This window comes from Acetobacter sp. DsW_54 (assembly GCF_002153575.1).
Taxonomy (GTDB): Bacteria; Pseudomonadota; Alphaproteobacteria; order Acetobacterales; family Acetobacteraceae; genus Acetobacter; species Acetobacter fabarum.
This window is the reverse complement of the sequence record NZ_JOPD01000007.1, coordinates 39,291-66,251: the sequence shown is the minus strand read 5'-3', so window position 1 is coordinate 66,251 and position 26,961 is coordinate 39,291. Positions and strand designations below refer to the sequence as shown.

23 protein-coding genes are annotated in these 26,961 nt (G+C 59.7%); 11 read left to right on the top strand and 12 right to left on the bottom strand.

The window, feature by feature from the left end:
* Nucleotides 1-58 precede the first annotated feature (58 nt).
* On the bottom strand, nucleotides 59-226 hold the full coding sequence (rpmG, locus tag HK20_RS04380; protein ID WP_003623017.1) for a 50S ribosomal protein L33: 168 nt from the start codon (nucleotides 224-226) through the stop codon (nucleotides 59-61).
* 69 nt (nucleotides 227-295) lie between these two features.
* On the opposite strand from rpmG, the gene glp reads away from it, so the two are divergent.
* Nucleotides 296-1,567, top strand: coding sequence for a gephyrin-like molybdotransferase Glp (gene glp, locus HK20_RS04375; protein ID WP_086645869.1), 1,272 nt, complete (start codon nucleotides 296-298; stop codon nucleotides 1,565-1,567).
* A gap of 91 nt (nucleotides 1,568-1,658) precedes the next feature.
* Nucleotides 1,659-2,312: a transcriptional repressor LexA gene (gene lexA / locus HK20_RS04370; RefSeq protein ID WP_086645868.1), complete on the top strand. Its 654-nt coding sequence runs from the start codon at nucleotides 1,659-1,661 to the stop codon at nucleotides 2,310-2,312.
* 69 nt (nucleotides 2,313-2,381) lie between these two features.
* Here lexA and bioD read toward each other — a convergent pair whose 3' ends face one another.
* Genes bioD through HK20_RS04355 form a run of 3 tightly spaced genes read right to left on the bottom strand, consistent with a single transcriptional unit; the run spans nucleotide 2,382 to nucleotide 5,682 of the window.
* Nucleotides 2,382-3,782: a dethiobiotin synthase gene (bioD, locus tag HK20_RS04365; RefSeq protein WP_086645867.1), complete on the bottom strand. Its 1,401-nt coding sequence runs from the start codon at nucleotides 3,780-3,782 to the stop codon at nucleotides 2,382-2,384.
* The gene (locus HK20_RS04360; protein ID WP_086645866.1) at nucleotides 3,779-4,471 is read right to left on the bottom strand and encodes an alpha/beta fold hydrolase; all 693 of its coding nucleotides are present in this window, start codon (nucleotides 4,469-4,471) and stop codon (nucleotides 3,779-3,781) included. Before HK20_RS04360 ends, bioD begins: the two co-directional genes overlap by 4 nt.
* Nucleotides 4,468-5,682 (bottom strand): 8-amino-7-oxononanoate synthase, encoded by a 1,215-nt coding sequence (locus HK20_RS04355; RefSeq protein ID WP_086645865.1) that lies wholly within the window; start codon nucleotides 5,680-5,682, stop codon nucleotides 4,468-4,470. Before HK20_RS04355 ends, HK20_RS04360 begins: the two co-directional genes overlap by 4 nt.
* Nucleotides 5,683-5,740: 58 nt before the next feature.
* Between HK20_RS04355 and HK20_RS04350 the strand changes: the two genes are divergently transcribed.
* Complete coding sequence (locus HK20_RS04350; RefSeq protein WP_086646053.1) at nucleotides 5,741-7,012, top strand: adenosylmethionine--8-amino-7-oxononanoate transaminase; 1,272 nt, start codon at nucleotides 5,741-5,743, stop codon at nucleotides 7,010-7,012.
* Between the two features lie 34 nt (nucleotides 7,013-7,046).
* Here the strand turns inward: HK20_RS04350 and HK20_RS04345 are convergent, their stop codons facing one another.
* The 6 genes from HK20_RS04345 to HK20_RS04320 all read right to left on the bottom strand — a co-directional run bounded on the left by HK20_RS04345 (nucleotide 7,047) and on the right by HK20_RS04320 (nucleotide 12,393).
* Complete coding sequence (locus HK20_RS04345) at nucleotides 7,047-7,511, bottom strand: molybdenum cofactor biosynthesis protein MoaE (protein WP_086645864.1); 465 nt, start codon at nucleotides 7,509-7,511, stop codon at nucleotides 7,047-7,049.
* Between the two features lie 7 nt (nucleotides 7,512-7,518).
* Nucleotides 7,519-7,782, bottom strand: a complete 264-nt coding sequence (gene moaD, locus HK20_RS04340) for a molybdopterin converting factor subunit 1 (protein WP_086645863.1) — start codon at nucleotides 7,780-7,782, stop codon at nucleotides 7,519-7,521.
* Nucleotides 7,783-7,854: 72 nt separating this feature from the next.
* A complete protein-coding gene (locus HK20_RS04335) occupies nucleotides 7,855-8,388 on the bottom strand; it encodes a hypothetical protein (protein ID WP_086646052.1) in 534 nt (177 codons plus the stop codon).
* A gap of 70 nt (nucleotides 8,389-8,458) precedes the next feature.
* Nucleotides 8,459-9,028, bottom strand: a complete 570-nt coding sequence (pgsA, locus tag HK20_RS04330; RefSeq protein ID WP_086645862.1) for a CDP-diacylglycerol--glycerol-3-phosphate 3-phosphatidyltransferase — start codon at nucleotides 9,026-9,028, stop codon at nucleotides 8,459-8,461.
* A gap of 121 nt (nucleotides 9,029-9,149) precedes the next feature.
* Nucleotides 9,150-11,063, bottom strand: coding sequence for an excinuclease ABC subunit UvrC (gene uvrC / locus HK20_RS04325; RefSeq protein WP_086645861.1), 1,914 nt, complete (start codon nucleotides 11,061-11,063; stop codon nucleotides 9,150-9,152).
* Nucleotides 11,064-11,310: 247 nt separating this feature from the next.
* Complete coding sequence (locus HK20_RS04320; protein ID WP_086645860.1) at nucleotides 11,311-12,393, bottom strand: dipeptidase; 1,083 nt, start codon at nucleotides 12,391-12,393, stop codon at nucleotides 11,311-11,313.
* 116 nt (nucleotides 12,394-12,509) lie between these two features.
* Between HK20_RS04320 and HK20_RS04315 the strand changes: the two genes are divergently transcribed.
* Complete coding sequence (locus HK20_RS04315; protein ID WP_086646051.1) at nucleotides 12,510-13,310, top strand: exodeoxyribonuclease III; 801 nt, start codon at nucleotides 12,510-12,512, stop codon at nucleotides 13,308-13,310.
* 384 nt (nucleotides 13,311-13,694) lie between these two features.
* A complete protein-coding gene (locus HK20_RS04310) occupies nucleotides 13,695-14,384 on the top strand; it encodes a class I SAM-dependent methyltransferase (RefSeq protein WP_086645859.1) in 690 nt (229 codons plus the stop codon).
* Nucleotides 14,385-14,567: 183 nt separating this feature from the next.
* On the opposite strand, the gene HK20_RS04305 is transcribed toward HK20_RS04310, so the two are convergent.
* Both HK20_RS04305 and HK20_RS04300 read right to left on the bottom strand, forming a co-directional pair.
* The gene (locus HK20_RS04305; protein ID WP_086645858.1) at nucleotides 14,568-18,806 is read right to left on the bottom strand and encodes a translocation/assembly module TamB domain-containing protein; all 4,239 of its coding nucleotides are present in this window, start codon (nucleotides 18,804-18,806) and stop codon (nucleotides 14,568-14,570) included.
* On the bottom strand, nucleotides 18,806-20,671 hold the full coding sequence (locus tag HK20_RS04300) for an autotransporter assembly complex family protein (protein WP_369823024.1): 1,866 nt from the start codon (nucleotides 20,669-20,671) through the stop codon (nucleotides 18,806-18,808). Before HK20_RS04300 ends, HK20_RS04305 begins: the two co-directional genes overlap by 1 nt.
* Before the next feature lie 319 nt (nucleotides 20,672-20,990).
* Between HK20_RS04300 and HK20_RS04295 the strand changes: the two genes are divergently transcribed.
* The 6 genes from HK20_RS04295 (at nucleotide 20,991) to HK20_RS04270 (ending at nucleotide 26,925) form a co-directional block, all read left to right on the top strand.
* Nucleotides 20,991-22,079, top strand: coding sequence for a 1-acyl-sn-glycerol-3-phosphate acyltransferase (locus HK20_RS04295; protein WP_086645856.1), 1,089 nt, complete (start codon nucleotides 20,991-20,993; stop codon nucleotides 22,077-22,079).
* 172 nt (nucleotides 22,080-22,251) lie between these two features.
* Entirely contained in the window at nucleotides 22,252-23,670 is a 1,419-nt protein-coding gene (gene miaB, locus HK20_RS04290; protein WP_086645855.1) for a tRNA (N6-isopentenyl adenosine(37)-C2)-methylthiotransferase MiaB, read from the top strand.
* Nucleotides 23,667-24,764 carry a PhoH family protein gene (locus HK20_RS04285; RefSeq protein ID WP_369823019.1) on the top strand — a complete coding sequence of 366 codons (1,098 nt, stop codon included), beginning with the start codon at nucleotides 23,667-23,669 and terminating at the stop codon, nucleotides 24,762-24,764. Before miaB ends, HK20_RS04285 begins: the two co-directional genes overlap by 4 nt.
* Nucleotides 24,748-25,290: an rRNA maturation RNase YbeY gene (ybeY, locus tag HK20_RS04280; protein WP_086645854.1), complete on the top strand. Its 543-nt coding sequence runs from the start codon at nucleotides 24,748-24,750 to the stop codon at nucleotides 25,288-25,290. The genes HK20_RS04285 and ybeY overlap by 17 nt, the downstream gene beginning before the upstream one ends.
* Nucleotides 25,287-26,234, top strand: a complete 948-nt coding sequence (locus HK20_RS04275; RefSeq protein WP_086646049.1) for a hemolysin family protein — start codon at nucleotides 25,287-25,289, stop codon at nucleotides 26,232-26,234. The genes ybeY and HK20_RS04275 overlap by 4 nt, the downstream gene beginning before the upstream one ends.
* A 70-nt stretch (nucleotides 26,235-26,304) precedes the next feature.
* The gene (locus tag HK20_RS04270) at nucleotides 26,305-26,925 is read left to right on the top strand and encodes a DsbA family protein (RefSeq protein ID WP_086645853.1); all 621 of its coding nucleotides are present in this window, start codon (nucleotides 26,305-26,307) and stop codon (nucleotides 26,923-26,925) included.
* The last annotated feature ends 36 nt before the right edge of the window (nucleotides 26,926-26,961 follow it).

Genomic DNA, 26,961 nt, shown 5'->3' with positions numbered 1-26,961 from the left:
CATAAAAAAACGGCGCTCGATGGCGCCGTTTTTTTATAAGATACCGATCTGGCCAGAATTACTTAATTTTGGCTTCACGGAATACGACGTGCTTGCGTGCAACCGGGTCGTACTTCTTCAGTTCCATTTTACCCGTGTGAGCGCGGGCATTTTTCTTGGTCACATAGAAGTAACCGGTGTCAGCCGTCGAGACGAGACGGATCTTGATGACGTTGGTCTTGGCCATGACTTCCTCAGCAGAACATATTTACAGAGCCGGTCCATACGGCTCCGGCGGTGTTCAAGTTGCGGCAAAATGCGCATACAAAGGCAAAAGGTCAAGCTTTCTTACATCAATATGGCGCCACGGACGCCAAAAGGAGACGAATTCATGCTGGATGTGGCAACCGCGCGGGCCAGAATTCTGGAAAATCTGCTGCCGTGCGGGCAGGAAACCGTCGCCCTGAGTGCTGCATGCGGCCGCATTCTGGCCCAGGACGTGCATGCACGCAGGGCCAACCCACCGGTCTGTGTATCTGCAATGGACGGATACGCCGTAAGGGCGGCAGATACCCGGCCCGGCGCTGTATTGCAGATTATAGACGAGGCCCCCGCAGGCAGACCGTCTGCCCGCACCGTGGCTGCGGGTGAGTGTATCCGGCTGTTTACGGGAAGCCAGATACCTGCCGGGGCGGATGCCATTATTATTCAGGAAAACACCCAGCGAGCAGGCCAGCAGATCACGCTAACGCAGGCTGCCACGGCAGGGCAGTTTATTCGCCGGCAGGGGCAGGACTTTGCCCAAGGTGCCGTGCTGTTGAGCGCAGGCAGCAGACTCGGCCCGCGGGATATAGGCCTGGCAGCCGCTGGCGGGCTGGTCTGGCTACCAGTGTTCCGCCGCCCCCGTGTGGGGATTCTGGCTACGGGGGACGAAATTCTCCTGCCCGGTGACACTGCCCCGCCTGATGGTATTTTCAATTCAGCATCCTTCATGCTGGCAGCCCTGCTGGGGCAGAACGGGGCAGACTCCATTGTGCTGCCCGTTGCGCGTGACAACGCCACATCGCTCTCCAACGCATTTGCTCATACCCGTGATCTGGACATGCTGATCACCATTGGCGGCGCCAGTGTAGGCGCTTACGATCTGGTGCGCCCGACGCTGGAAAAAGCCGGGCTTGTCCAGAACTTCTGGAAAATTGCCATGCGTCCGGGCAAGCCGCTCATGTCTGGCACACTCCACGGCATGCCTGTGCTTGGCCTGCCCGGCAACCCCGTGGCAGCACTGGTTTGCAGTCTGGTATTTGTGCTGCCAGCCCTGCACAAGCTCATGGGCATTGCCGTGGCCGACACCATGCAAACACAGTCCGCACTCCTGGGTGCAGATGTGCCCGAAAATGACCAACGGCAGGATTTTTTGCGCGCCACACTCCAGACCACGCAGGAAGGCCAGCTTGTTGCTACCCCGTTTGGGCCGCAGGATTCTGCACAGCTGAACATTCTGTCCAAAAGTCAGGCGCTGATTATACGCCCTCCCCACGACCCCGCCCAAAAAGCAGGCACAGCGTGCCAGATTATGCCCCTGCCCTGATTTTGATTTTGATATTGACAAAAACAAGAACTTACATAGAACAAACCATAAGATTGATGTTCCATTACAAACAGACAGCTCGAGGTGCGACATGCTGACCCGAAAACAGCACAAGCTTCTTCTTTTTATTGATTCGCACCTCAAGCAGACCGGCTTTTCCCCCTCTTTTGACGAAATGCGTGAGGCCATGGGCCTGCGCTCCAAGTCCGGCATCCACCGCCTGATTTCGGGGCTGGAAGAACGCGGCTTTCTGCGCCGCCACCACCACCGCGCCCGCGCGCTGGAAGTCATCCAGCTCCCCGAAATGGAGGAGGAACTGCCAACCAACGTCATCCGTGGCAGTTTTACCCGGCAAAAGCAGGACCCAATTAAAATCCCGCTTTATGGCCGCATTGCTGCCGGGCTGCCGATTGAAGCACTGGCAGATACGTCCAACTCCCTCTCCATCCCCGCGGACATGCTGGGGTCGGGGGATTATTACGCGCTGGAAGTGGCCGGGGATTCCATGATCGAAGCCGGGATTCTGGATGGCGATCAGGTCATTATCAAAAAATCGGATCAGGCCGAAAACGGGCAGATTATCGTCGCCCTGATTGACGGGCAGGAAGTCACGCTCAAACGCCTGCGCCGCAAAGGCAACATGATTGCCCTTGAGCCCGCCAATGCCCGCTACGAAACCCGCATTGTTCCCGCTGAACGGCTGGTTATTCAAGGCCATCTGGCCGGTTTGATCCGCCAGTACTAATCACCAAAGGCCACGCCTGATTAGGACGTGGCCATTGTGCTTTTCCTGCCTGTAAACACTCACATGCCGTTATGGCCTTGTGCAAACGGCCTCCCACGCCGGGAATGTGGCCGCCGCTTCTGTCACGGAAGCGGGGGACAGTGCAGGCATATGCCCCACTTCTGCCAAAATACGGACCTTGCCCACTTGCGCAATGGTGCGGCTATTAGCCGGATTAGGCGGGCCATTCAGCACAACCCCCGCCACTGCTACGCCCCGGCTACGCAATGCCTGTAGGCTGAGCAGTGTATGGTTGAGTGTGCCCAACCCGCTGCGGGCCACCAGCACAACCGGCAGCCCCCATATTGCGGCCAGGTCCAGCATCATCAATTCATCCGTTGCGGGGACCATCACCCCACCAGCACCTTCCACCACCAGCAGCCTGCCATCCTCGACTTTAGGCAACGCAAGCTGGGCGCGGCTTACATGCGCGCCCTCCGCCTCGGCTGCAGCCTGAGGGGAAAGCGAAGCCTGAAACGCCCCAGCGGGTGGCAAACACTCAACCCCCTGCGCAAGATGGGCAACGGTGGTGGTATCTCCTGCTTCATCTGCCAGACCACTTTGCAGGGGTTTCCAGTATATGGCCTGCCACCGCCGGACCAGACAGGCGGAAACAAGGGTTTTACCCACCCCCGTATCCGTGCCTGTAACAAACACCCCCGCAACCGGCGGCTTGCGAAAACAGCCATAGGCCAGTTGCCACGTTATGGCGGCCCCGGAGTGGTCCAGCCTACGCGCAACCCGCCGGAGCGCAGCCGCCCCCATTGGTTTACGCCCGGCCTGCGGAACAGAAGCCCCCGTTGCCTTGAGGTGCCTGACAAACCCCAGACCGGAGCCAAAAGCCTGCACACAGCTCTCGCTCTCCCACAGACCTGCGAACAGCCATGGCGTCCATGCCTGTATCTGCCCGGCCTGCGGGTAATGCGGTGTGGCGGGTTGCACACCTTCGCTCGCACAGGCGGCTTTCCACTCCGCGAATGTCCCGTCCAGCAGGGTAGAAACCGCCAGCACGCCACCCGGAGCCAAAAGCCCACCCAGCCGCTCCATCACCTGCTCAGGCTGCTCCAGCCATTGCATGACCAGATTACCGCAGACCACATCAAACGGGCCTTCAACCGTGGGGTTGGCGGCGTCCATAAGTTTGAACTCTGCCCGCGGGATGGCGCGACGGATGGCGCGTTCGAGCATTTGCGGGGCAAAATCGGTTGCGACAATCTGTGCTTCCGGCCAGTTCCGGGCCAACAGTTCAGTCAGCAGGCCGGTGCCACACCCTATTTCCAGAATACGGGTGGGTTTTCTGCCGTCCAGCGCACGGACAAGCCGTGCGGCAAGGTTGTGGGCGGCAAGGCGTTGCAGCGTTGCGGCACCATCATACCCTTCGGCTCGGTCAAAGCTGCGGCGTATCCGCTCCCTGTGCTGCGGGTCTGTCATTGTACGTCCTGTTCCATTGTCCTGCGCACAGCCTGTAGGAACGTCACACAGGCTGACACATCTGTTTGCGGGAGCAGGTGCCCGCCGTCCACCCACTGCACGGCTGCGCACCCGGCAAAACTCTGCTCCGTCATGGCCGGGATGGCTAGCGGGTCCTGCCGGGCAGCCAGAATATCGTATTGCCCGGCCTTGGCTGCCAGTGCGGGCCGGGCATCGCCTGCCAGCAGCAGGTCCAGCCCGTCGCGCAGATTAGGTACACATGGCACCTTGCTGGAGCCAGATGCGCCACAAAGGTTGTAAAAATCGGCCAGAACCTTTTCCGGCGTGTTTGACAGTCCTTTGAGCATACGCTGCAAAACCCGGGCAGGCACTCCAGAGGCAAAGCTCTCCCGCGCAGCAAAGGCGGCAAAAGCGTTAATCCCCACCAACCGATCCGTGGGGGAGAGCGCCATATGCTCAGCCAGCCACAAAAAACCCAGCGAGTGCCCAATTCCCAGCAATGCCTCCCCCGGCACCTGCACGGCCTGCAATAATTGCGCAGCAAGCATTGGGGATGCGGGAGTTGAACCTTCCAGAAAACCGAGGTCCAGAATCAGCGCATCCGTCCACCCCAGAGCATCTACCACCGGTACCCAGAACTCCGGACCAAACCCCCAGCCGTGCACAAATACGGGCTTAACCGGGTTCATGCGCCCAAAGCTCCACGCTCCTGCAAAATGCCATTTTGCGCCGCAGCACTGATAATGGCGGTAGCCAGAGCGTGCATCTGCTCCTGCGTATGGTGAGCGTGAAAAACAACCCGCAGGCGGCAGCCACCCGGCGGCACCGTTGGCGGGCGAATGGCAACCGCCAGAAAACCAGCCTGTTCAACAGCCTGCGCCAGTGCGAGCGCCGTTTGCTCCGCCCCCACCACAACGGGAACAATCTGGGTCGTGGAAGGGCCAACCTCCAGCCCGGCCTGCCCCATGCGCTGCCTGAACCCACAGGCAAGCTCCGCCACATGTGTGCGGGCCTCTTCCATATCGGGCAGAAGGTCCAGTGCAGCATCCACCGCCCCAAGCACCATGGCCGAAGGTGCCGTGGAATAAATAAAGCCAGAGGCCGTGTTATCCAGCCAACGGCACACAGCATCGGATGCCGCGACAAAGGCCCCCATTCCGCCCAGCGCCTTGCTGAAAGTTCCAACAACAAGGTCCGCCTGCCCATTGGCAAGCCCCTTGCCCTGCGTGCCCAGAATACCCGTGGCGTGGGCCTCATCCACACACAAAAAGGCATTGTGCCGCTGGGTTATGGCACGAAGTTGGGCCATATCTGCCCGGTCCCCGTCCATGCTGAACACGCTCTCGGTCAGGACAATTTTCAGCCCTGCCCCTGCATCCTGCGCCAGAAGAGTATCCAGATGCGCCATATCGTTATGTCTGAAGCGTTTGGGCGTTACCCCTGCGGCAGCACACCCATGGTAAAGGCTGGCATGGATGAACTTGTCCGCCACAATAACGGCCCGCGCCCCCATAACTTGAGCAGAAAAACGGGCAAGAGCAGGCACCACGGATGCATTGGCCTGCCAGCCGGAGGAAAATATGCGGGCCGCTTCCATGCCTTTAAGCGTAGCCAGCCGCTGCTCCAGCGCCATGGTCTGGGGTGGAGTGCCCGTAACAAGGCGTGAAGCCCCGCTCCCGCTCCCTTCTGCCTGCCCCCATGCAATGGCCCGCTCAAGCAGACGCGGGTGGGTGCGCAGCCCCAGATAATCATTGGACGAAAAATCAACCAGAACAGCACCCGTATCGGGGCGCTGCAAAAGGCCGGGGCCTGCCGCATGCCATTGTTTGCAGGAGCGCATACGCCCCTGCTCCGCAAAACCGGCCAGCCCCTGCTGGAAAAGATTGTCAAACCGCGTCATGACATCTGTGGTGCCGGAGCCAGCCCTCCGGGTCAATCATCTACAGGAACACCACAGCATGTCCGCACCCGCCTCCATGCCCGACTGGTACCAGCAGGGCCTGCCCCATATCTGGCTTCCTTACAGCCAGATGCAAACAGCCTCCCCGCCTCTGGCGGCACGGAGCACGCAGGGCAGCCACATTACCCTGACCGATGGACGCGTGCTGGTAGATGGTGTTGCCGCATGGTGGACGGCCTGCCACGGCTATAACCATCCCCATATCCGCCAGGCTGTTACGGAGCAGCTCGGGACCATGCCCCATGTGATGTTTGGTGGCATGGTGCATGAACCCGCCTTGCGCCTTGCCAGCAGATTATGCGCGCTACTGCCCGGCGATCTGGAGCGGGTATTTTTTACCGATTCCGGCTCGGTCGCGGTGGAAGTCGCCATGAAAATGGCCATCCAGTACCGGCTGAACAGGGGCGAACGCCAGCGCACCCGATTACTGGCTTTTCGGGGCGGCTACCACGGGGACACACTGGCCACCATGGCCATATGTGACCCCGAGGAAGGCATGCACCACCTGTACGGCCCCGCACTGACCGAGCACGTTATAGCCCCCCTGCCAGTAGATGCCCCCAGCACGCAGGCTTTTATGGTGCTCCTAGCACGCCATGCGCATGAACTGGCGGGGATTATCATGGAACCGCTGGTGCAGGGGGCCGGGGGCATGCTTTTCCATGCGCCAGAAGTCCTGCGCACAGTCCGCAAAGCAGCAGACCGTTATGACGTACTGCTGATTCTGGACGAAATTTTTACAGGGTTTGGCCGTACCGGCACCCTGTTTGCCTGCGAGCAGGCCGGCATTACGCCAGACATCATCACCCTGTCCAAAGCCCTTACGGGCGGCACCATGGCCCTGGCCGCGACCGTTGCACGGCGGCATGTGTTTGAGGCATTCCTGTCCGATAACCCCGAGCATGCCCTGATGCATGGCCCCACCTTTATGGCCAACCCGCTGGCCTGCGCCTGCGCCAATGCGGCCCTTGACCTGTTTGAAACAGAACCACGGCTGGAACAGGTTGCCGCGATCAATGCGATCATGACCGAAGCACTGGAACCATGCCGCACGCTCCCCGGTGTGCGGGACGTGCGCACACTTGGTGCCATTGGCGTTGTGGAGCTGGAAACACTGGGCAACCCGGACAGGCTACGCCAGAAGCTGATAGCACACGGCGCGTGGATACGGCCTTTCAGGAATATTGTGTACCTGACCCCGGCCTTTACCATAACCGAGGCAGACCTGCGGTTCCTGTGCCGCACAATCCATACCGTGCTGGCAGAATAAGCCCGGCTTATACGCCGGACAGGAAGGGGCACGCTCAGGCGGTCGGGTTATTCATCCATGCGCGGGCGGCCTCTTCATCCGTCTCGCGCGCATCGACCCAGATAGTACGGCCATCGTCATATTCTTCGCGCTTCCAGAATGGTGCGCCGGTTTTTAGCCTGTCGATCAAAAAGGAGGTGGCCGTAAGTGCCGCCCCCCGGTGCGCAGCCCCGGCCCCAACAAAAACAATGCCCGCCCCTACCTCCAGCCGCCCTACGCGGTGGATTACGGTGCAGCCTGTCAGGTCAAACCGTGCCAGTGCTTCCTGCGCCAGCGCATGCAGGGTTGCTTCGGTCATACCCGGATAGTGTTCAAGCATCATGGCGCGGAGTCCCTGCCCGCCACGCACCTGCCCGACAAACAGCCCCACCCCACCTGTCAGGGGAGAAAGCGCACTCAGGCGCTCAGTCTCCACCCCTACGTCAAACGGAGCGGCCTGCACCGCAACATGCACCACCATGGCCCGCTCAGCCCCCCGTCATGGGTGGGAAAAAGGCAACTTCATCCCCCGGCGTAACCAGTTGCTCAAATGTGCTGAGTGTTCTGTTCACGGCAACGCGTAGTTTGGGCTGGTCCGCCAATGCCTGTGCAATGGTGGGGTTTGCCCCTTCAATCTGGGTACGCAGGGCGGCAACCGTGACCCCGGATGCGGGTATGGCCACGCTCAGGCTTTCCTGACCGATCTGCTCACGAAGTGCTGCAAAAAACAAAACTGTTACCCGGTCTGCCATAATCCGCCTTACCAACCTTTTACTTTACCAGCAGATCTTGCGCACCGCTTGCGCTGCGGAACCTGCCTGACATCAATGCACAGGCAGCCTCAGGCGGCTGGGTGTGCCAATGGTGCTGATGGAACCATCCGAATGAACAAGGGTTGTTGTGCCATCCCCATTGGGAATTTCAATAGGTGCAGGCACGGGTTTGCCTGCGTTTGCGGGTTGCGTACTGGTGTGCCCCAGTTCTGGTGCAGCGTACCGGGTCGGGCTGACAACCCCTTTATGGATGCTCTCCTGCTCGCCCAGACTGATTTCCTGCCCATCTGGCAGTTGTGGGCCTGTTGCTGGCAGTTCTGCCCCTGTCTGGCTGCTCATGCGGCCTTTGGCGACATCTTCCAGCGTTGGCAGCGGGTCTGGCGGGCCGGGCCATATATTGCCCCCTTGGGGCAGAATAGGCACCTCCTTGGTGGCCTGCCCCTGCACACGCCGCATGTTCAGGTCCGAACCAGCCGGTGCATTGGGGTTTTCACCGGGTAGGGAGATGGTGTCGGACATGACTTTTTCAAAGCCAGCACATCCGCTCATCATCACGCACACTCCAAGAAGAGCGGCTTTTCGCATACCCAGACTCCGCATTCCGCCAGTATTGTCTGCCATAGGACCAATGCTGCCCATTCTGGCGCAAAGGCTACTACAGATCGACGTGCTGCAAACCCTTGGTCAGATAATCCCAGCCGGTAATCATTGTGAGCACACCGGCAATCCAGAGCAGTATCGCACCAATCAGGGCAACGGGCAGCCAGGGAATACCCAGCAGCGCGCCCGTTCCATCCCCCGCCAGCAAAAAGCCTATGGCGGTCATCTGGAATCCGGTTTTCCATTTTGCCAGCCGGGTTACGGGCAGGCTGGCGCGCCGCTCGGCCAGATACTCACGCATACCAGATACCAGAATTTCGCGGCACAGAATGATAATGGCAGGCCACAGGCTAAGGTAGGGCAGGCGCAAAAAGCCCGCCAGCACCATAAGGCAGGCCCCTACCAGCAGTTTGTCCGCTATGGAATCAAACATACGCCCGAAATCGGATAGTTGATGGCGCGAGCGCGCCAGCTTGCCATCAAAATAATCGGTAATACCGGCCAGTATGAACAGCAGACAGGCCAACGCATCCGCCTGCGGTGTTCCCCATGCGGCAAATCCAACCACGATGGGAATGGCCACAATGCGCGAAAGTGTCAGGACGTTGGGCAGGTCTGTCAGCATTGCGATGCATGCTAGCGCATTTTCCACCAAACTGAAATGGTTTGACCTATCGCAAAGTCGTCACCCATCCACAATTTGGTTGCAGGGCTGCCATCGGCACGCAAAAAAGTGCTTACCCCGTTTAGTCTGGTGACCAACCGGGGTGAAAATGCCCGTAAACCACCCGTGCCAGTTCCCGGCTCACCCCCGGAGCCGCCTCCAGTGCCTCCAGCCCCGCCTGCTTGACCGCCCGGGCCGAGCCAAAGGTGTTGAGCAGCATTTTTTTGCGCGCAGGGCCAATGCCGGGAATGTCATCCAGCTCAGATGTCACAAGTGCCTTGGAGCGCCCCGAGCGATGCGTGGTAATGGCAAAGCGGTGCGCCTCATCCCGCAGCCTTTGCAGGTAATACAGAACCGGGTCGCGCAAAGGGAGCTGGAAAGGCTCCGTATGGTCGGTATAAAACCACTCCCGCCCTGCATCCCGGTCCGGCCCTTTGGCAATCCCCACGAGCTTGACGCCTGTTACACCCAGCTCATCCAGCACGGCCCGCACGGCGGAATACTGGCCTGCGCCACCATCTATCAGCAGCACATCGGGCCAGTTGGAGGTATCTCCATCCTCCGCTTCCCGCAGGGCACGGCCAAAGCGGCGCTCCAGCACTTCACGCATCATGGCAAAGTCATCCCCCGGTGTGATGGGGCCTTTAATGCGGAATTTGCGGTACGCCTTGCGGTTGAACCCTTCCGGGCCGCCCACAATCATCACCCCATAGGCATGCGCGCCCTGAATATGGCTGTTGTCATACACCTCTATGCGCTCAGGCGGGGCATCCAGCGCAAACACATCCGCAACACCCTGAAGCAGTTTGGCCTGCCCTGCTGTTTCGGCCAGCCTGCGGTTGAGCGCATCCCGCGCGTTGGTTACGGCGTGATCGACCACCTGTTTTTTCTCACCGCGTTGCGGGTTGAGAATCTCCACCTTTTTGCCGCGCCGCAGGGCAAGAGCCTCGGCCATGAGCGGGCTTTCCGCCAGAGCATGGTTGACCAGAATCTGCGCCGGGCAAGGTTTGTCATCATAAAACTGGACGATAAAAGCGGAAAGAATATCAGCCGGGGCCTCATCCTGCGCATGGGCCGGAAAAAACGAGCGGCTGCCATTGTTACGCCCGCCACGCACAAAAAAGACCTGAATGCAGGTCTGCCCGGCCTCCTGCCATAGCCCGAACACGTCCGCATCCTGCAAGGACGCGGGATTGATCACGCTAGACTCCTGCATTTGGGCCAGCGCGCGAATACGGTCGCGCAGTACGGCCGCGCGCTCGAAATCCATCTCCTCCGCCGCACGGTTCATGTCCGCGCCCAGTGTCTCACGCAATGCGGTGTCCTTGCCGGACAGAAAATCCCGCGCCTGTTCCACCAGTTGCCCGTAAGCCTGCTGGTCTATGCGCTCCACGCACGGAGCGGAACAGCGTTTGATCTGGAACAGGAGGCACGGTCGGCTGCGGCTGTTAAAAACGGAATCCGCACAAGAGCGCAGCAAAAACACCCGCTGGATCAGGTTCAGCGTCTGGTTGACCGCCCATGCGGAAGCAAAAGGCCCCCACAGGCTGGCCCCCTTGACCGCCTTGCCCCGGTGCTTGGCAATCTGGGGGAATGCCTGCCCATCGGTCAGCATCAGCCACGGGTAGCTCTTGTCATCACGCAGGAGGATATTGAAGCGGGGCTTCATCCGCTTGATGTAATTGGCCTCCAGCAGCAGGGCTTCGGCCTCGGTATGGGTTGTCACGATCTCCATGGAGGCGGTTTCCGACACCATGCGCCGCAGGCGTTCGGGCAGACGGCCAACCTGCGTATAGGACGTGACACGTTTTTTGAGCGAGAGCGCCTTGCCCACATACAGCACCTCCCCCTTGCTCCCGAGCATGCGGTAAACGCCCGGGGCAAAGGGCATGGTGCGCAGGGCATGGCGAATGACCTCCACCCCCTTGGCCGGAAGGTCAGGCTGGGCGTTGGTCAGGGCCTCCGCGTTATCCTGTGGCGAATTTTGTGCAGTCATCTGGCGCTCTTTGGGGGGCGATCAATTTCATCCACCGTTTTTGTGGATAAGTCTGTGGACGATGGGGGGCGGAAAGGGTGCAAACCGCAGATTTTCAGCCCTTCCAACGGATTGCATATTTTTTAATCAAACACATCATGCCATTGATTTAAAAGGATTTTACTCCTGAGCACCCTTAACCCATCTTTGCTTTTTTGAACTCTTTGTTGAAAATAGGGCGTGTCAAGAGGAATAGTGGACAAAATTTTCAGTCCGCAGCGTGGGCTGTAGTCCCGCTTTGTTCTGCCACCTGCTCCGCCTTTTCCAGCAGCCGCAAAAAATTCTCACCCCAGAAGGCCGCTATCTCGCTTCGGTCATACCCCCTGCGCAGCAGCTCGGCGGTAATGTTGGCACCCTGCGTTGCATCCTGCCAGTCCGCCAGTGCGCCGCCGCCATCAAAATCGGAGGAAATCCCGACATAAGCGGGGCCGAGCCTGCGCACCACATAGTCAATATGGTCCACAAGGTCAGCAACACCAGCAGAACGCCGCCCCTCCTCCGGTTTGGGTTTGAGGAAGGCCGGCATGGCGGTTATCTGGATCAGCCCGCCGCTAGCCCCGAGTGCATCAAGCTGTTCATCATCCAGATTGCGCGGATGATCGCACAATGTGCGCACGCAGGAATGGCTGGCAACAACTGGCGTGGCCGAAGCCGCAACAGCCTGCAACATGGTCTGCTTGGAGGCGTGGGACACATCCACCAGCAGGCCAAGCCTGTTCATCTCCCGAACTGCTTCACGCCCAAGGGTGGAAAGCCCACCGTGTTTTTGCGGTGTATCCCCCAGACTGGGGCGGTGGATGGCCGCATCCGCCAGAGCGTTGTGCCCGTTATGGGTCAGGGTAACGTACCGCGCGCCGCGCTGGGCAAATGCGCCAAGCAGAGCCGGGTCCTCACCCATGCCATAACCATTTTCCACAGCGGGAATAACCGCGATCACACCTTGGGCGTGAGCTGCCCGAATATCAGCCACGCGGGAGCACACCCGGGCCGTAACCCCATTATGGGTACCCTGCATGGTGTTGATGGCGTCCAGCATGGCCAGACATTCCTGCTGCACCTGTGCGTGCGCCTGCGCTGTAACCGGCCCCTGTGCCGTATAGGCCACAAAGCAGCCTGCCGACATGCCGCCACGCTGCATTTTAGGCAGATCCACCTTGCGCTGGGGGGTGTCCTCAAACGCATCGGCCCGGTCAGGCCATGGAATGTCGATATGGCTATCGAGTGTCAGGAGGGCGCGGTGCAGGGCTATGGCATCCTGCGGGGGGGCTGGCTGGGGGCGTTGGGTATCCATGCTTCTAATATCATGGTGCGGTTGCCAGAAATTGCAAGACTCCTCCCACCCCTGTGTGCATGGAGGTGCCTGTGTTTTTGCTTGCCCTCCCCCACACAATACGCCATGCCCTGCCCATGCGACTTGTGACATGGAACATCAATTCCCTCCGCCTGCGTATGCCGCTGCTGGAAAAACTGACCACCGCCTTGCAACCAGACGTTGTCTGCCTGCAGGAAACAAAGGTGACAGACGAACTTTTCCCGCATGAGAGCGTGCGTGCCCTTGGGTTTGAACACCTGCACTACAAGGGGATGAAGGGGTATAACGGCGTGGCCATTCTCTCGCGCCTGCCGCTCAGCCCGGTTGTGGACACGCCAACATGGTACGCTCAGGAAGACTGCCGCCATGTTGCTGCCACCGTTCATGCACCGGGGGGGGACATCACCCTGCATGATTTTTACGTCCCCGCAGGTGGGGATGAACCGGACCCGGAAACCAACCCAAAGTTTGCCCACAAACTTGCCTTTGTGGACGAAGCCACACAGTGGTTTGCCCAGCAAAAACCAGCCCGTACGGTACTGGTAGGCGACCTGAACATTGCCCCCCTTGAGCATGATGTGTGGAGCCACAAGCAACTGCTGAAAATTGTCAGCCACACACCACCGGAAACCCAGCGCCTGACCCAATGGCAGCAGACCGGCTTTGTGGATGCCATGCGCCGCTTTGTACCCCCCACCGACAAGCTGTACACATGGTGGTCTTACCGTAACAAGGACTGGCGCAAGTCCAACCGGGGCCGCAGGCTGGACCACATATGGGTCACCCCCGATCTGGTGCCGGAACTGGCCAGCATGTCCGTGCTGGAAGAGGCCAGAGACTGGCCATCCCCCTCCGACCATGTGCCTGTGGTCATGGACATTCACCCTCAGTCCTGAACAAAAACAGGGTCAGGGGCTATTATATTCATGCCCCCTTAGTGCTCGCACGATGCACCTGCCCGCCGTCCGACCAAGGCCGTCTGCCCGGTTCTGAAAGAACTGGGCAGGGTGTCTGCCTGTACCAACCTTGGCGACATGCAGTGCAGGCCCCAAAAACAACGCAATACACGCGGGTAAACACCCCTTATCTGCCGATTACGGCACCCCCGGCAAAATACCCGGCCCACCTGCGCGGAAACACATGCGGCAAGGGGCCGATAAGCTGACCAAGAACCATGCACGGCAAGCATAAATTTAAATTGTGCGGTAATGTCGTTTTATGCCAGAAGTGCCACTATTATTTTACAAACAGGCAACTTCTTTCACTCAAAAAAGGTCACGATGTCTATTTTTGATAATAGAGGCATTCTATGCCATATATATAAAAAATTATTACATAAATACTACTCAAATGACTTATGGATAGATTTGAAAATAAATGCAAAGAAGGAAACTGTAGATTACATATTAAATAATATGGGTCGCGCCATTGTCTCCAAAGACCGTTACTCTTTGCTAAAATACGCTTTCCAACATGCCGACAAAGAGGGACTAATACTTGAATTTGGCGTCGAAAAAGGGGCCTCAATCAATTACTTAGCCTCCCTTACCCAGCAGACCGTTCACGGGTTCGATTCTTTTGAAGGCCTCCCGACCGACTGGAAAGGCACGATGGAAACAAAAGGAGCGTTCAATATGAACAAGGCTCCCCCCAAAGTGCGCCCTAATGTTCAGCTCCACATTGGCTGGTTTGATGACGTTATTCCTGTTTTTCTAAAACAGACAGACAACAGCATTGCCTATATGCACGTTGATTGTGACACGTACGAATCAACAAAAATTCTGCTGGATCTGACCAAAGACAGAATAAAATCCGGAACCGTAATAGTATTCGATGAATACTTTAACTACCCCGGATGGAAAGAAAACGAATTCAAGGCTTTTCAGGAATTTGTTGCCGACACAAAAATAAAATACGAATACATCGGCTTTTCATCAGAAAAAGGGCACGTCGCGGTCAAGATCATTTAAGATCCGGGCCTATTCCATGCGACTGCATACATTCGCTCGCTGCCTTTAAAAGCCTATCGTCACTCACAGCAGCCCCCCTTGCGGAGCGCGCCTTGTGAGTGACGCATACTTTGCGGCCTGAAAACACTCCGGCGCAGCCAATACAGCCCCGCCAGAGGCCCCATGGGCCGCAAATACCCCCACCTAGTAGCGATACTGCCAGACCAGCCCCACACTGCTCCCCGGGTCGTTTTCGGGCGTAGTAAAGCCCGTTACGGAGCCACCCGTGCCTACCGTGGTGTTGAGCTTAAGGTGGTTTGTCAGGTCCACCTGCACCTGCGCCTGCGTGCCGGAGCCAGAGGTCGCCTGCTTGGCACCTACGTAAACACCTTTCATGACATATTTGCCGGCTTCCACGCTGGTACCACCATTACCAACGCCTGAACCGCCGCCAACGGCCAGCCTGTCCAGATGCAGGGTTTTACGCAAGGTGCCCATGGGGTCAAAGGTGGTCAGCCCGGTCAGGGTTGCCAGCGCTGTGCCCACCTCCACCATCTGGGTGGAAGAAAGCGAGCGGGCATCCGTGCCAAACAGCAGCATGGCCAGCACCTGATCCTGCGGCAGGGAGGGTATGGAATCAAAGCTGATCTTGGGAGCGCTGGCATAGCCCCCTACCTTCAGCATGGCTGTCTGGCCTTCCACCGCCCGGTCGGCTTCAAAATCAAGCGTTGGGTCAAGCTTGTGTCCAACGCCCGACCCATTAAAGCCGACCCGGCCCTTGGTGAAGTTGAGCGAGATCCCCGCCAGATCAAAATTACCGCGCTTGAGGTCAAACCCACCGGTTACAACGGGGGCCTGTGCCGTGCCCGTTACATTCAGGCGGCCTGCCATTTCCGCATCCAGCCCGTGCCCGCGCACAAAAAACTTGCCCGGAGATGTCAGCTTAAGGTCCAGCCCGATAACCGACTGGTGCGTGGAGGCGGCCATGGCTTCCTCCACCCGCTTTTTTTCCTCGCCGGGGCGTATGATGTCCAGACGCGCAACAGAGGCCGGGAGCGAATTGGGAATATTGATTTCCACGCGCCGCAGATCGACCCCACCGCTCACATCCATACGGGTTTGTACCTGCCCCCGCACGGTTATGTCGGCATTGAGTACCGCAGTCAGCAGGTCACTTGTAACCGGGCGTGCATCCTTGGCAAACAGATGCAGGTCTATGGGCATGCCCGGCATGGCAACACCCACAAAGCCATTTGCACCCAGTGTGCCGTCCCCTGCTTTTGCGCTGAGTGTCTGAATAACAATGCGGTCCCGCGCCCCGACCACACGACCGTTAATGGCGCTCAGATGGAACCCCTGCGCAAAATCCTGAAAATCTGCATTAATCAGGTCAACCGCCCCCATAATGGCGGGAGAGGCCGGCGTGCCACGCACCTGCAGGGCCAGTTGCACCTTGCCCTGCGCCTGCCGGGCCTGCGCGCCAAGTATGCCGTTGCCGATGCTCAGGTCCAGATTGCCATTGGCCCGCAAATCCAGCGGTCCCGTTTTGGACAGGGGCGCACTGCCGCGCACCTGCAGGCCCATTTTGCTTCCGGCAGATGCATCAAGCTGCACCTGTGCCTGCGTGCGGGCAAAAGTGGCCGTACCCGCCACCTCCATTGCAGGAACGGAGGCCGCAGCAGAACTATCTGCCATACGCAGGTTGCTGCCCCTGACCTGCACCTTGCCTTCTGGCTTATCCAGCGCACCAGAGAGTTTGGCGTTCAGAGACACCACACCCGTGGCGTTCAGGTCCGGCATAAACGGGTGTGCCAGTGCCGGGGTTACATTGCGAATATCCGCCGTAACCGACAGGCTGGGCTTTATCCGCCCGGCCACATCCAGCGTAGCAGGCTGGCTACCCGGCGTGCTCAGTACCGCTCGCAGGCGGTCGATTCCCAGCGTATCCCCAAACGAGACAAGCACAGGCGCTTGCAGGCGCAGGGTTTCCTGCTTTGCCGTGGCGTTCAGCTTCTGGAGTTTAAGCTGTTTATCCGGCAGATTCAGCACAGCCTGTGTGTTCAGCATCAGGGGGCTGTTCATCCAGCTAGCTGGCCCCACCTGCGCAGCAAGCACCATGCCTGTATCCGGCCCTTTAGCACTCAACTGCGCCTGCCCGCTTACCCCGGCGGCAGCCAGCCCGCCAAGGCGCAGGGTCAGGTCTGGCGTGGGGTGGGCAACCGGGTCGGTTATGGAACCCGCCAGCGCAATCGACCCCACCTTGAATGTGGGGGTCTGCACATTCCCCTTGAGCTTGAGGGCCACCACCGGCTTGTCCTCGGCCATGGTGGTATTGACCGATGCGGCCAGTGAGCCCGCTATTTTCTGGCCAACCAGAGGGCTGTAATCCGCCAGCCGGCCAATTGTCAGCTCCAGGTTCCCCTGTGGCACCACCTCTTTGGGGGCAAGTGTAAGCGCGCCTTCCCCTTTGGTGCTGTTCCAGGCCAGTTTTTGCAGGTCAAGATGGCGCGTGCCATCGGCTGCCTGCCCAAATGCCACAGCCAGTTGCGCGGGCGCGCGGTCCAGCGTGCCCTCCAGAGCAAGTGTGCCCTGAGGAGCCACTGGCAGGTGGGCAACCGAGGCATCCAGCGCCAACGCTCCCTTGGGCATTGAGGCAGTACCCAGATTGGCCTTTGCCCCCAATGTGGCAACAAAGTCCTGCAATGGCCCCTTGAGGGCGAGCGCAATACTAGTATCCCCCCGCAAGGTGGGGGCCAGTTTTTCCAGCGCGGGCAGGCCGATATTGGCCGTTATATCCACATTGCGGCCAGTCTGCACATGGCCCTGCACCTTGGCGTCCAGCGCCTGCCCCGACAGGGTGAGCGAGGACAGGTCAATCTGCTGCCCGGCAGCCATACCCGCCTGCGCTGGCAGCGGGTGCATGGCTGCAGCAAGGGCCAAATGCCCATCCGGGCCAATAAGCCCTGCGGCCTGCGCCTGCCCACCCGTTATGGCCAGTTGACCGTCGGTAGCCAGATGTGTCTCGCCCTGCGGGTCGCGGGGGCGGTCAAACTGGGCATTCAGGCTTGCATGCCCGCGCAGGGGCACGCCTGCAGCCTCCCCCACAGGGAGCAGGTCAGGCACGTTCAGGCTGAGTGTGCCACGCTGTGGTGCGGCTGCCTGCACAGAACCCGACAGGGCAATAACAGGATGTTCAAGGGTAAAGACCACCGGTAACCCCGGCACGGCTGGCTTGGCCACAACATCCAGCTTGAGCGGGGCGGCCGCCAGCAATGTGGGGGCTTTACCCGGCAGGCGCAGCCCATCGGCCGTGAGCATCAGGTGGAGCTGTTCAGCCAGTGCGGCAGCGTTACCGCCCTCCCCCGCAAAGCGGACACGCAGAGTACCCACCTGCACGCCAGAAGCGGCAAGCTGATCCACATCCAGTTGCGCTGTGCCATGGGGAGCCGCCATTTTGCCATTCAGCCGGGCAGCAAGGCGCACGGCCTGCCACCCGATCTCGGGCGTAAGAGCAAGCTGGGGTGACTGGGCCGAAACCTCCAGCTGGGCCATTTGCTGCGCAAGCAGGTCCAGCGTACCACGTGCCTGCGCGCTTACTGCTCCGGCGGAGGCCGAAAATGCCAGAGTGTTGGCCGTAACCGGCCCCTGCATATCCAGCTTGAGCGCTATGGGGGCCAGTTGCGGCATGCCCAGTTGGGTTGCCACAAACCCACCATTTGCGCCTTCGCTCGCATTCAGGTGCAGGGCCAGCTTGCCCTTCCCCGTTGCCGTGGACAGGCTGATCTGCCCGGTCTGGTCCAGCCGTGTAACCTGTATGGCAATGTCGGAACGGGGGAGTTTTGGCAGACTCAGCCCGTTAATAACCGGGTCAATATTGGCAAGCCTGCCATGCCCACTCACCCGGAAGCTGGCAGCCTGCCCGGCAAGGGGCGCGCCCACATTAATCTGCCCAACCTCCAGCTTGCGAATATCCACCCCCATACGCAAGGCGGAAGGGGAGGACGAGGTCGGCTGGGCAGGTTGTGGAGTTGGGTCAGACACCGGCAGGCGCGGAATATCCAGCACGCTTGCACTAAACACATAAATGCGGGCCTGCCGCCACACCATGGCCATGGGCGACCAGTCAAACCGCACGTCATGCAGTGTTAGCCAGGCTCCCTGCCGGTCATGGATCGCCAGCGTTTTAACACGCAGGTTATCGGGAAAACGGCCAGACAGCCCATCCAGCGTAACCATGCCCCCGGTCAGGGATGCGGTCTGGCGCACCAGCATCCGCCGCCCCGGCCCCGTATTGGCACCGATGAGCAGAACGGTTGTTGCCAACGCGCCAATGCCCGCCAGCGAGCCTGCGGTTATCAGCGCAAAACGGCCTGCGCGCCGCCACAGGCTGCGCGGTGGTGGAGGTGTGGGTGTGCTCGGGGGGGCGGGTGTGGCTTCTGGCATCAGAATGTTTCCCCCAGCCCGATGTACAAGTCCCACGAATCCCCACGTGGCGCGCGGTTAAGCGGCACGGCCACATCCAGCCGGACCGGACCAATAGGTGTATAATACCGCACACCACCACCAGCACCCACACGCAGGGTTCCGGTAAAGGGCATGCTGTTGCTCCCCACCTGCCCGGCATCCGCAAAAGCGGCCAGCCCAAAGCTCTTGAACAGGCGCTGCCTGTATTCCACCGTTCCCGCATCCAGCGAGGTGCCACCAATGGCATATTTGGTGTGGCCATATTGCGGCCCAACGCCCTGCCAGCGATAACCACGCACCGTAGCACTCCCCCCCGCGTACATGCGCTGGTCAGGCGGAATGTCCCACGTGCCTGCCCCCTGAATACTGCCAATAGTTCCACGGAACGCCAGAATACTCCGCCCCGGGCGGCTTATGCCCAGCTTGTGCAGGTCCACGTAGGTGGAGGCTGTTGCATTCATGATTGTAAAGAACGACGTACCCGCCCCCTTGCTCCCCAGAGAGACCGAGGGGGTCACGTTAATGCTCGCACGCACGCCATGTGTTGCGGGCTCTATGGGGTTGCCCACCCCGGTATTGTCATACATGCCCGAAAGCGGTGCCGAGAGAATGGTGTAGCTACGCGAAACGCCGAACTGCTCAATTCTTTCCTGCTCTGCGGCAATTCCAAAATTGCCGTTCCAGTTCTTGGCCAGTGGGCGGGTTATGCCCCCGCGCAACAGCAATGCCGTCTGCCGGTAGGACCAGAAGAGCTGCCGCAGGCCTTCTATGCGGGCATTCAGGTTCTGTTTGCTTTCCAGAAAGTCAGGTTTGAAAAAATCTGCATACACATCATACCCCAGCCCCTGCTGGGCAGACCCGCCAAGGCCGGTGATCAGGGCTGTCAGGCGCAGGCGCTCGGCATTGCCGAGCAGGTTGTTGTGAGTCCACATGGCCCCCACACGGGCGCCAAGGTCCGTGGAGTATCCGAGTTCTGCCCCAATGGAGTGGCGCTTGCCTTCCTGAAAGGAAAAATCCAGCGGCATGGTGCCATTAACCGCCTTGTTGGAGGCATCCCTGACCGTAACATTGGAAAAAACACCCAAGGTGGTCAGGTCCTGCCGTGCGGCTTCTATGCGGGATGGCTGGTACAGTTCCCCTTCATGCACGGTCAGCCGCCTGCGCACGAACGACTGATGCACCCGCTTAAGCCCTTCTAGGTTGATCCTGCCAATATCCAGTATGGGACCGGGAACAACAGGGTACACAATATCCACTGTTTTGGTGCCCGGGCGCAGGTAGGCCATGGGCTTGTCAACCTGTGCCAGCGCGTGCCCGCTCTCACGCAGAGCATCCATCAGGCGGCCACCTGCGGCCAGCACGTCTGCGGCTATGGCAGGCTGGCCGGTGTGCAGGCCAAACGCTTTTTGCTGTTCGGGAGTAAGTTGCGGGGCAACGCCAGTGGCACTTTCCACCAGCTTGACCGAACCAAGGTGGAAAAGCGGGCCTTTATCAACCTTAACGGTAATATCCACCTTGTCATGCTCGGGCACGGTCCCAATCCATGATGCCAGGGCGTTGGACATCCCATCCATGGCAATGCCCTGTTTGCCATTGCGGAGCATGATATGCACCGTACCGTCGTAATACCCGCAGCTTTCCAGCGCGCCGCGCAGGCGGTCATATTCGTTGCGCACGCGCCCGGCCAGCGCAAACGGGCCAACCGCCCGCGTGGATTGCAGGCTTAACAGGTCGGACGAAGCCTTGAGCGCGGTATCCAGATCGCTCTGCCCGGTTGGGTCGAGGTTTGTCACATAGGGCTGTGGGTCTGCTGCCCGCGCGCCACATGTTAAAACGCTCCACAGCGCCGCTCCAGCCAGAAGCCGATTCGCGGTGCCAGTAAACCTGCCAAGTATGTTGCGATTGTAAACGGCCACTCTGTCCTGTCTGTCTGTTGCTGCATGTAGGCTATGTGGCCCGTTATCGGGGCTTATTTTTACATGTTTCTCCCGGCCTACAAGCATACCATGACAAAAATTAGGTATTCCGCCAAAAAAAACCTTCTCACACGGTGGATTGTCCCCTCCCCCCTCTTCGCGGTATGAGAACGCATGTTTATGTGTTTCTTCCACATTGCTGCCCGCTCCTTGGCCCAACCGGCCAGCCTCTGGCAGAAGCAGGACCATGCGCACCAAGCCTGACCAACCTACGCAGTCCCTGCCCCTGGGCACGCCTGCCACCGCTCCGATCTCTCCCCTTCCGTCATGGGTAGATATGCTGTTCCGCCGTGCGGGGCAGGCCCGCTCGGCCATACGTCTGGCCGGACTGCTGGTATGGGTGCCGCTTTCCGTCGGGTTTGAGGCCTGCCTGCTGCCCGTGCCCGGCACGGCCAAAATCCGCTGGACGCGGGTTATCTGGGGTGTGCTGTGCCGCATTATTGGCCTGCATATTACCGTTGTGGGCAAACGGGTGGGCACGGTTGGGGGCATCAAGGCCCGCAAACGGGGTGAGCGGCCTGTTATCTATATTTCCAACCACATGTCATGGCTGGATGTGCCTGTGCTGGGCACGCTGCTACCCTCTGTTTTTGTGGCCAAGGGGGATATTGAAAAATGGCCGGTCATGGGGCTTATCTCCCATATTGGCCGCACCATTTTTGTCAGCCGCCAGCGCAGCACCACCGGGCGCGAACGCGACCAGATGATCCAGCGTATGGTGAACGGGGATAATCTGGTCCTCTTCCCCGAGGGCACATCCTCCGATGGGTCGCGCGTTCTGCCGTTCATGTCCGCTTTTTTTGCCATTGCCAAACTGCCCAAGCTCAAGGACGGCATGGACAAGAGCCTGCTGCCGGTAACCTACGAGCCCGGCATGGTGCCCCTTATACAGCCTGTCTCCCTTGTTTATGACGAACTGGAGGGCCTGCCGATCAGCCGGTTCCGCCGCCCTGTTTTCTCATGGTACGGGGATATGGATCTGGGCCCGCATGTCTGGCAGCTTTTGCAGTGGAAGCGCTCGCGTGTAACCGTTGTGCTACACGAACCACTGGACCCTGACCTGTTCCCCAGCCGCAAGGCGCTGGCGCAGGCAGCATGGAAAGCCGTGGCTGATGGCTGCGCCGACCTGCGACAAAACCGTGAGCCACGTGTGCAGCCCGGCCGGTTTAATGCGGCATCCCTGCCCGCCAATTTTTTACCCGCGCATGTGAAGAAAACAAAACTGCTGCTTGACAGAACGACCTCATTTTTTGCTTCATTGAAAAAGAGGACATAACCAGCGCGGTCGTCCCAAAACGGCCGGCGTATTGTTCACGGCGGGAGGCCACTCTGTCCGGCACGGCATGGCTCTTATTACGCACCATTCCTGACCACGCCCTTCCAAGCCGTGAGAAAAGAGGCTTGACCTGCGCCCCCGCACGCCTGATGTCCTCTTTCCGCCGCATGGAATGGGCCAGCGGCAGAGCGGAGTGGCAGCCATTATGACCCGAACCCCCGACCAAACAGCACCGTCACGCGCCCTGCATGTGATTACATGGGGCTGCCAGATGAACGTGTATGACAGTGCACGCATGGGGGATGTGCTGCGCCCATTGGGCTACCAGCCGGTGGATACGCCCGATACGGCAGATATGATCATCCTTAACACCTGCCATATTCGTGACCGTGCGGCGGAAAAGGTTTTTTCCGAACTCGGCCGCCTGCGGCTGATCAAGGAAGCCCGTAAGGCGGAAGGCCAGCAGACCATTATTGCCGTTGCCGGGTGTGTGGCGCAGGCCGAAGGGCAGGAAATTCTGGCCCGCGCACCATATGTGGACATCGTTCTTGGCCCACAGACATACCACCGCCTGCCAGAAATGGTGGCCCGCGCGGCCCGTGCGGGGAATGCCGTGATCGAAACCGACTTCCCCACCGAACAGAAATTCGACTTCCTGCCCGAAGCCGAAGCCCCGCAGACACCGGGGAATTACACAGCCTTCCTGACCATTCAGGAAGGGTGCGACAAGTTCTGCTCCTTCTGCGTGGTCCCTTACACCCGCGGGGCGGAAAGCAGCCGCAGCGTGCAGTCCGTTCTGGCCGAAGCCCGCCGCATGGCCCAAAGCGGCGTGCGCGAGATCAGCCTGCTGGGGCAGAACGTCAACGCCTATCACGGCGAAGGCCCTGATGGCACGGTATGGGACCTGACCCGTCTGGCCTATGCGCTGGCGGAAATTCCCGGTCTGTCCCGCATCCGCTACACCACATCCCACCCGCGGGACATGAACGATGCGCTGATCGCAGCCCACCGCGACCTGCCAGAGCTCATGCCGTTCCTCCACCTGCCTGTACAATCCGGCTCCGACCGTATTCTGCGCGCCATGAACCGTGGCCACACGGCAGATGAATACCGTGACCTTGTGCACCGCCTGCGCGCGGCCAAGCCGGACCTTGCCCTGTCCTCCGACTTTATTATCGGCCACCCGGGCGAGACGGATGAGGATTTTGAAGCCACCATGCAGCTTGTGCGCGATGTGGGGTTTGCGCTGGCCTATTCCTTTAAATACTCCCCCCGCCCCGGCACCCCGGCAGCGGGCGCGCCCCTGCAGGTGCCCGAGGACGTAAAGGATGCCCGCCTGCAAGCCCTGCAGAAACTCCTGCGCGAACAGCAGGATGCGTTTAACGCATCCATGGTTGGCAAGACCGTGCCCGTCCTGTTTACTGGCAAAGGGCGCAAGCCCGGGCAGATTGCAGGACGCTCACCCTGGCTCCAGCCGGTCCATGTGATCGGCCCTGACCGCCTGATCGGCCAGACGGTGCCAGTCCGCATAACAGAACGCCTGACAAACTCGCTGGGCGGTATTCTGGAAGAGGAGAATGTATACGCTTGAACACCACGCGCACGTCCCCCCCTCCTTCCGTCGCGGTTGCGGAGCTGGCTCAGCCCGTAACCCTGCAATTTGAAAACAACGCGCTGCTTGCCCGACTGGTCGGAGACCACGACAGGCACCTGCGCTGCCTGGAAGAAGGGCTGGAAGTGGACGTTGCGCGACGCGGCAACCGCATTTCCATCCGGGGTCTGCCAGAAACCACATCCCTTGCCCGCACGACCCTGAGCCTGCTGTACCAGAAACTGGCAGCGGGCGAGACCATAGACATCAGCGCAGTAGAGGCGGCCATACGCATGTCCAGAGTACATGAAAGCAGACCTACCCTCCCCCTGTCTGTTGCTCCGGCAACGCCCTTTGCCAATCAGGACCCCACACTGCCCGTTATCCGGCTGCGTCAGGGCAACATAGAGCCCCGCTCCCCCGGACAGGCCAGCTACATGCGCGCCCTTGCCACCAAGGAGCTTGTGTTTGGCATCGGCCCTGCAGGTACGGGCAAAACCTACCTTGCGGTAGCTCAGGCGGTCTCCCTCCTGCTGGCAGGCTCCATTGACCGGATCATTCTCTCCCGCCCTGCGGTGGAAGCGGGCGAACGGCTCGGCTTTCTGCCCGGGGACATGAAGGACAAGATCGACCCCTACCTCCGCCCTCTCTATGACGCACTGCACGACATGCTCCCCGGTGATCAGGTCATGCGCCGCATGAGTGCGGGTGAGATTGAAGTCGCCCCCCTTGCCTTCATGCGCGGGCGCACGCTCTCGCACGCATATGTTATTCTGGACGAAGCCCAGAACACCACCATCGCGCAGATGAAGATGTTCCTGACCCGCCTGGGGCCGGGCTCACGCATGGTTGTAACGGGGGATCTGACCCAGATTGACCTGCCGCATGACACGCCCTCGGGGCTGCAGGATGCGGTAGATACGCTTGAAAACGTCAAGGGAATTACCATTTGCCGTTTTGAAGCCGCTGATGTTGTGCGACACAAGCTGGTCGCGCGCATTATTGAAGCTTATGATGCAAAAACGACGACGGCTGATAAAAAAGGGCACTCCCGCCACAAGGGCCGTCAGGAGAACAATGGAACCGCGAAGTAGCCTTGGCCCTGTCCTGACGCAGGACGTGGCCGACCCTGTGGATACGGACCCGTATCCAACAGGGTTTCATGATGAGTTGACGCAGGATGGCCCGGATGTGCTTATCCGGGACGCACGCTGGCGCTCCTACGCCCCCGCACCCGAAAAAACCGTGCGCCGCGCTCTGGCGGCCTGCGCGCAGTATGGGCTTGAACCCGGCAGTGTTGTGCTGGCAAGCGACCGGGAGGTGCGGCTGCTCAACGGCAGGCACCGGGGCAAGCATAAACCCACCAACGTACTGACCTTTGAACCCCCACCCGGCTATGGCGGGGGGGATATTATTCTGGCGCTGGAAACGGTTGTGCGTGAGGCCCGCAAGGCTGGGCGGCCAGTCAGCCACCATCTGGCGCATCTGGTTGTGCATGGCAGCCTGCATCTGGCTGGGTATGACCACCACCACCCAGGCGAAGCACGGGAAATGGAAATGCTGGAATCCCGCCTGCTTTCCCGCATGAAAGTGCCTAACCCGTGGAAGACCCGGTCATGAGCGAACACGATACGTCAGCCGAGCGGGCGGAGCCTTCCGGGCGCAGCCTGTTTTCGTTTTTTCATCGCAAAAAGCCTACGGGCGGGTTGCGCAGTTCCATTGCCGCCCTTGTGCAGCAGGCCGCCGAAGCAGGGGATGAGAGCGCCCCGGACGGCGAAAAACCCGAACTGGACCGGCAGGAACGTGCGCTCATCGCCAATATCCTGCGCCTGCGCAATATTTCGGCCGATGACGTAATGGTGCCCCGAGCCGATATTGTGGCCATGCCGGTTTCCATCTCTCTGGACGAGGCCCTAGCCATGATGCGGCGCGAAAACCACTCGCGCATGCCCGTGTACCGCGACCAGCTTGATGACATTGTTGGCATGATCCACGTAAAGGATCTTATTGCCTATGTTGGCACCAGCGAGGCGTTCAATCTGGAACCCCTGCTCCGCCAGCCCCTGTTTATTGCCCCACAGATTCCCGTGCTGGACCTGCTGCTGCAAATGCGCCAGCGCCACATGCACCTTGCCCTTGTTATTGATGAATACGGCGGCATTGATGGTCTGGTAACGATTGAAGACCTGATCGAAACCATTGTGGGCGATATTTCCGACGAGCATGATGAACCCGAGGCGGTGCTGATTACCCCCCGCCCCGATGGGTCATATGACGTGGATGCCCGCTGCCCGGTGGAAGAGTTCGAGCAAAAAATTGGCCCGATTCTGACCGATAGCGAAAAAGAAGCCGAAATCGAGACCATTGGTGGCCTTGTCTTTCGTATGGCCGGGCATGTGCCCACACGCGGCGAGGTGCTGACGCACGAAAACGGTTATCTGTTCCGCGTGCTTGATGCGGATGCACGGCATATCCGCCGGGTACGGGTACGCAAGCTGGGTAGCGAGGGAGAAAACCCCTCCAATCCACCGGCTCAGGCAGGTCTGCCTGCAACAACAGGTTGACGGCAGTTCTTTCTGCCGCCATCCCTGTTCGCAGCATTTTGGTCCATTGATCGGGAAGGCTTGGTTCCTCATGTCCTTTACACGTCGTTCTTTTCTTGTCGCTACGGGCGCCGCCCTTACCGCCAGTTCACTCCCCGGGCTGGCTTTTGCGGCCGATGCAGCCGATACGCGCTTTACCCCGCGCGTGCTGGGCAACCCCAACGCCAAGGTGGTGGTGGAGGAATGGTTCTCCCTGACCTGCATCCACTGTGCGCATTTTGCGGAAGAAACCTTCCCGCAGGTTAAGAAAAACCTGATCGATACGGGCAAAATCCGTTACGTTTTTCATGACTTCCCCACCGACCAGCTCGCAACACTTGCTGCCATGGTCGCGCGCTCCCTGCCCGAAGAACGGTACGAGCCCTTCTGCTCGGCCGTGCTCTCCAGCTTGGATCGGTGGGCGTACAACAACGAGGCCGACCACAAGGCCGAGCTGCAAAAAATGGCGGCCTTTGCCGGCATGCCACCCGAAACGTTTGAAAAAGCGGTAACGGACCAGAAGCTGCTCCAGTTCATCATGACCGAGCAGAGCGAAGCGCAGGACAAATACAACATTGAGTCCACCCCCACCTTCCGCTTCAACAACAAGGAGCAGGTGTCCAGCGCCCTCTCCTACGACGACTTTGTTAAATATCTGACCAAGGCAAGCTGACTGTTTTTTAACAGTCAGCCCTCCCGACCAGAAAAA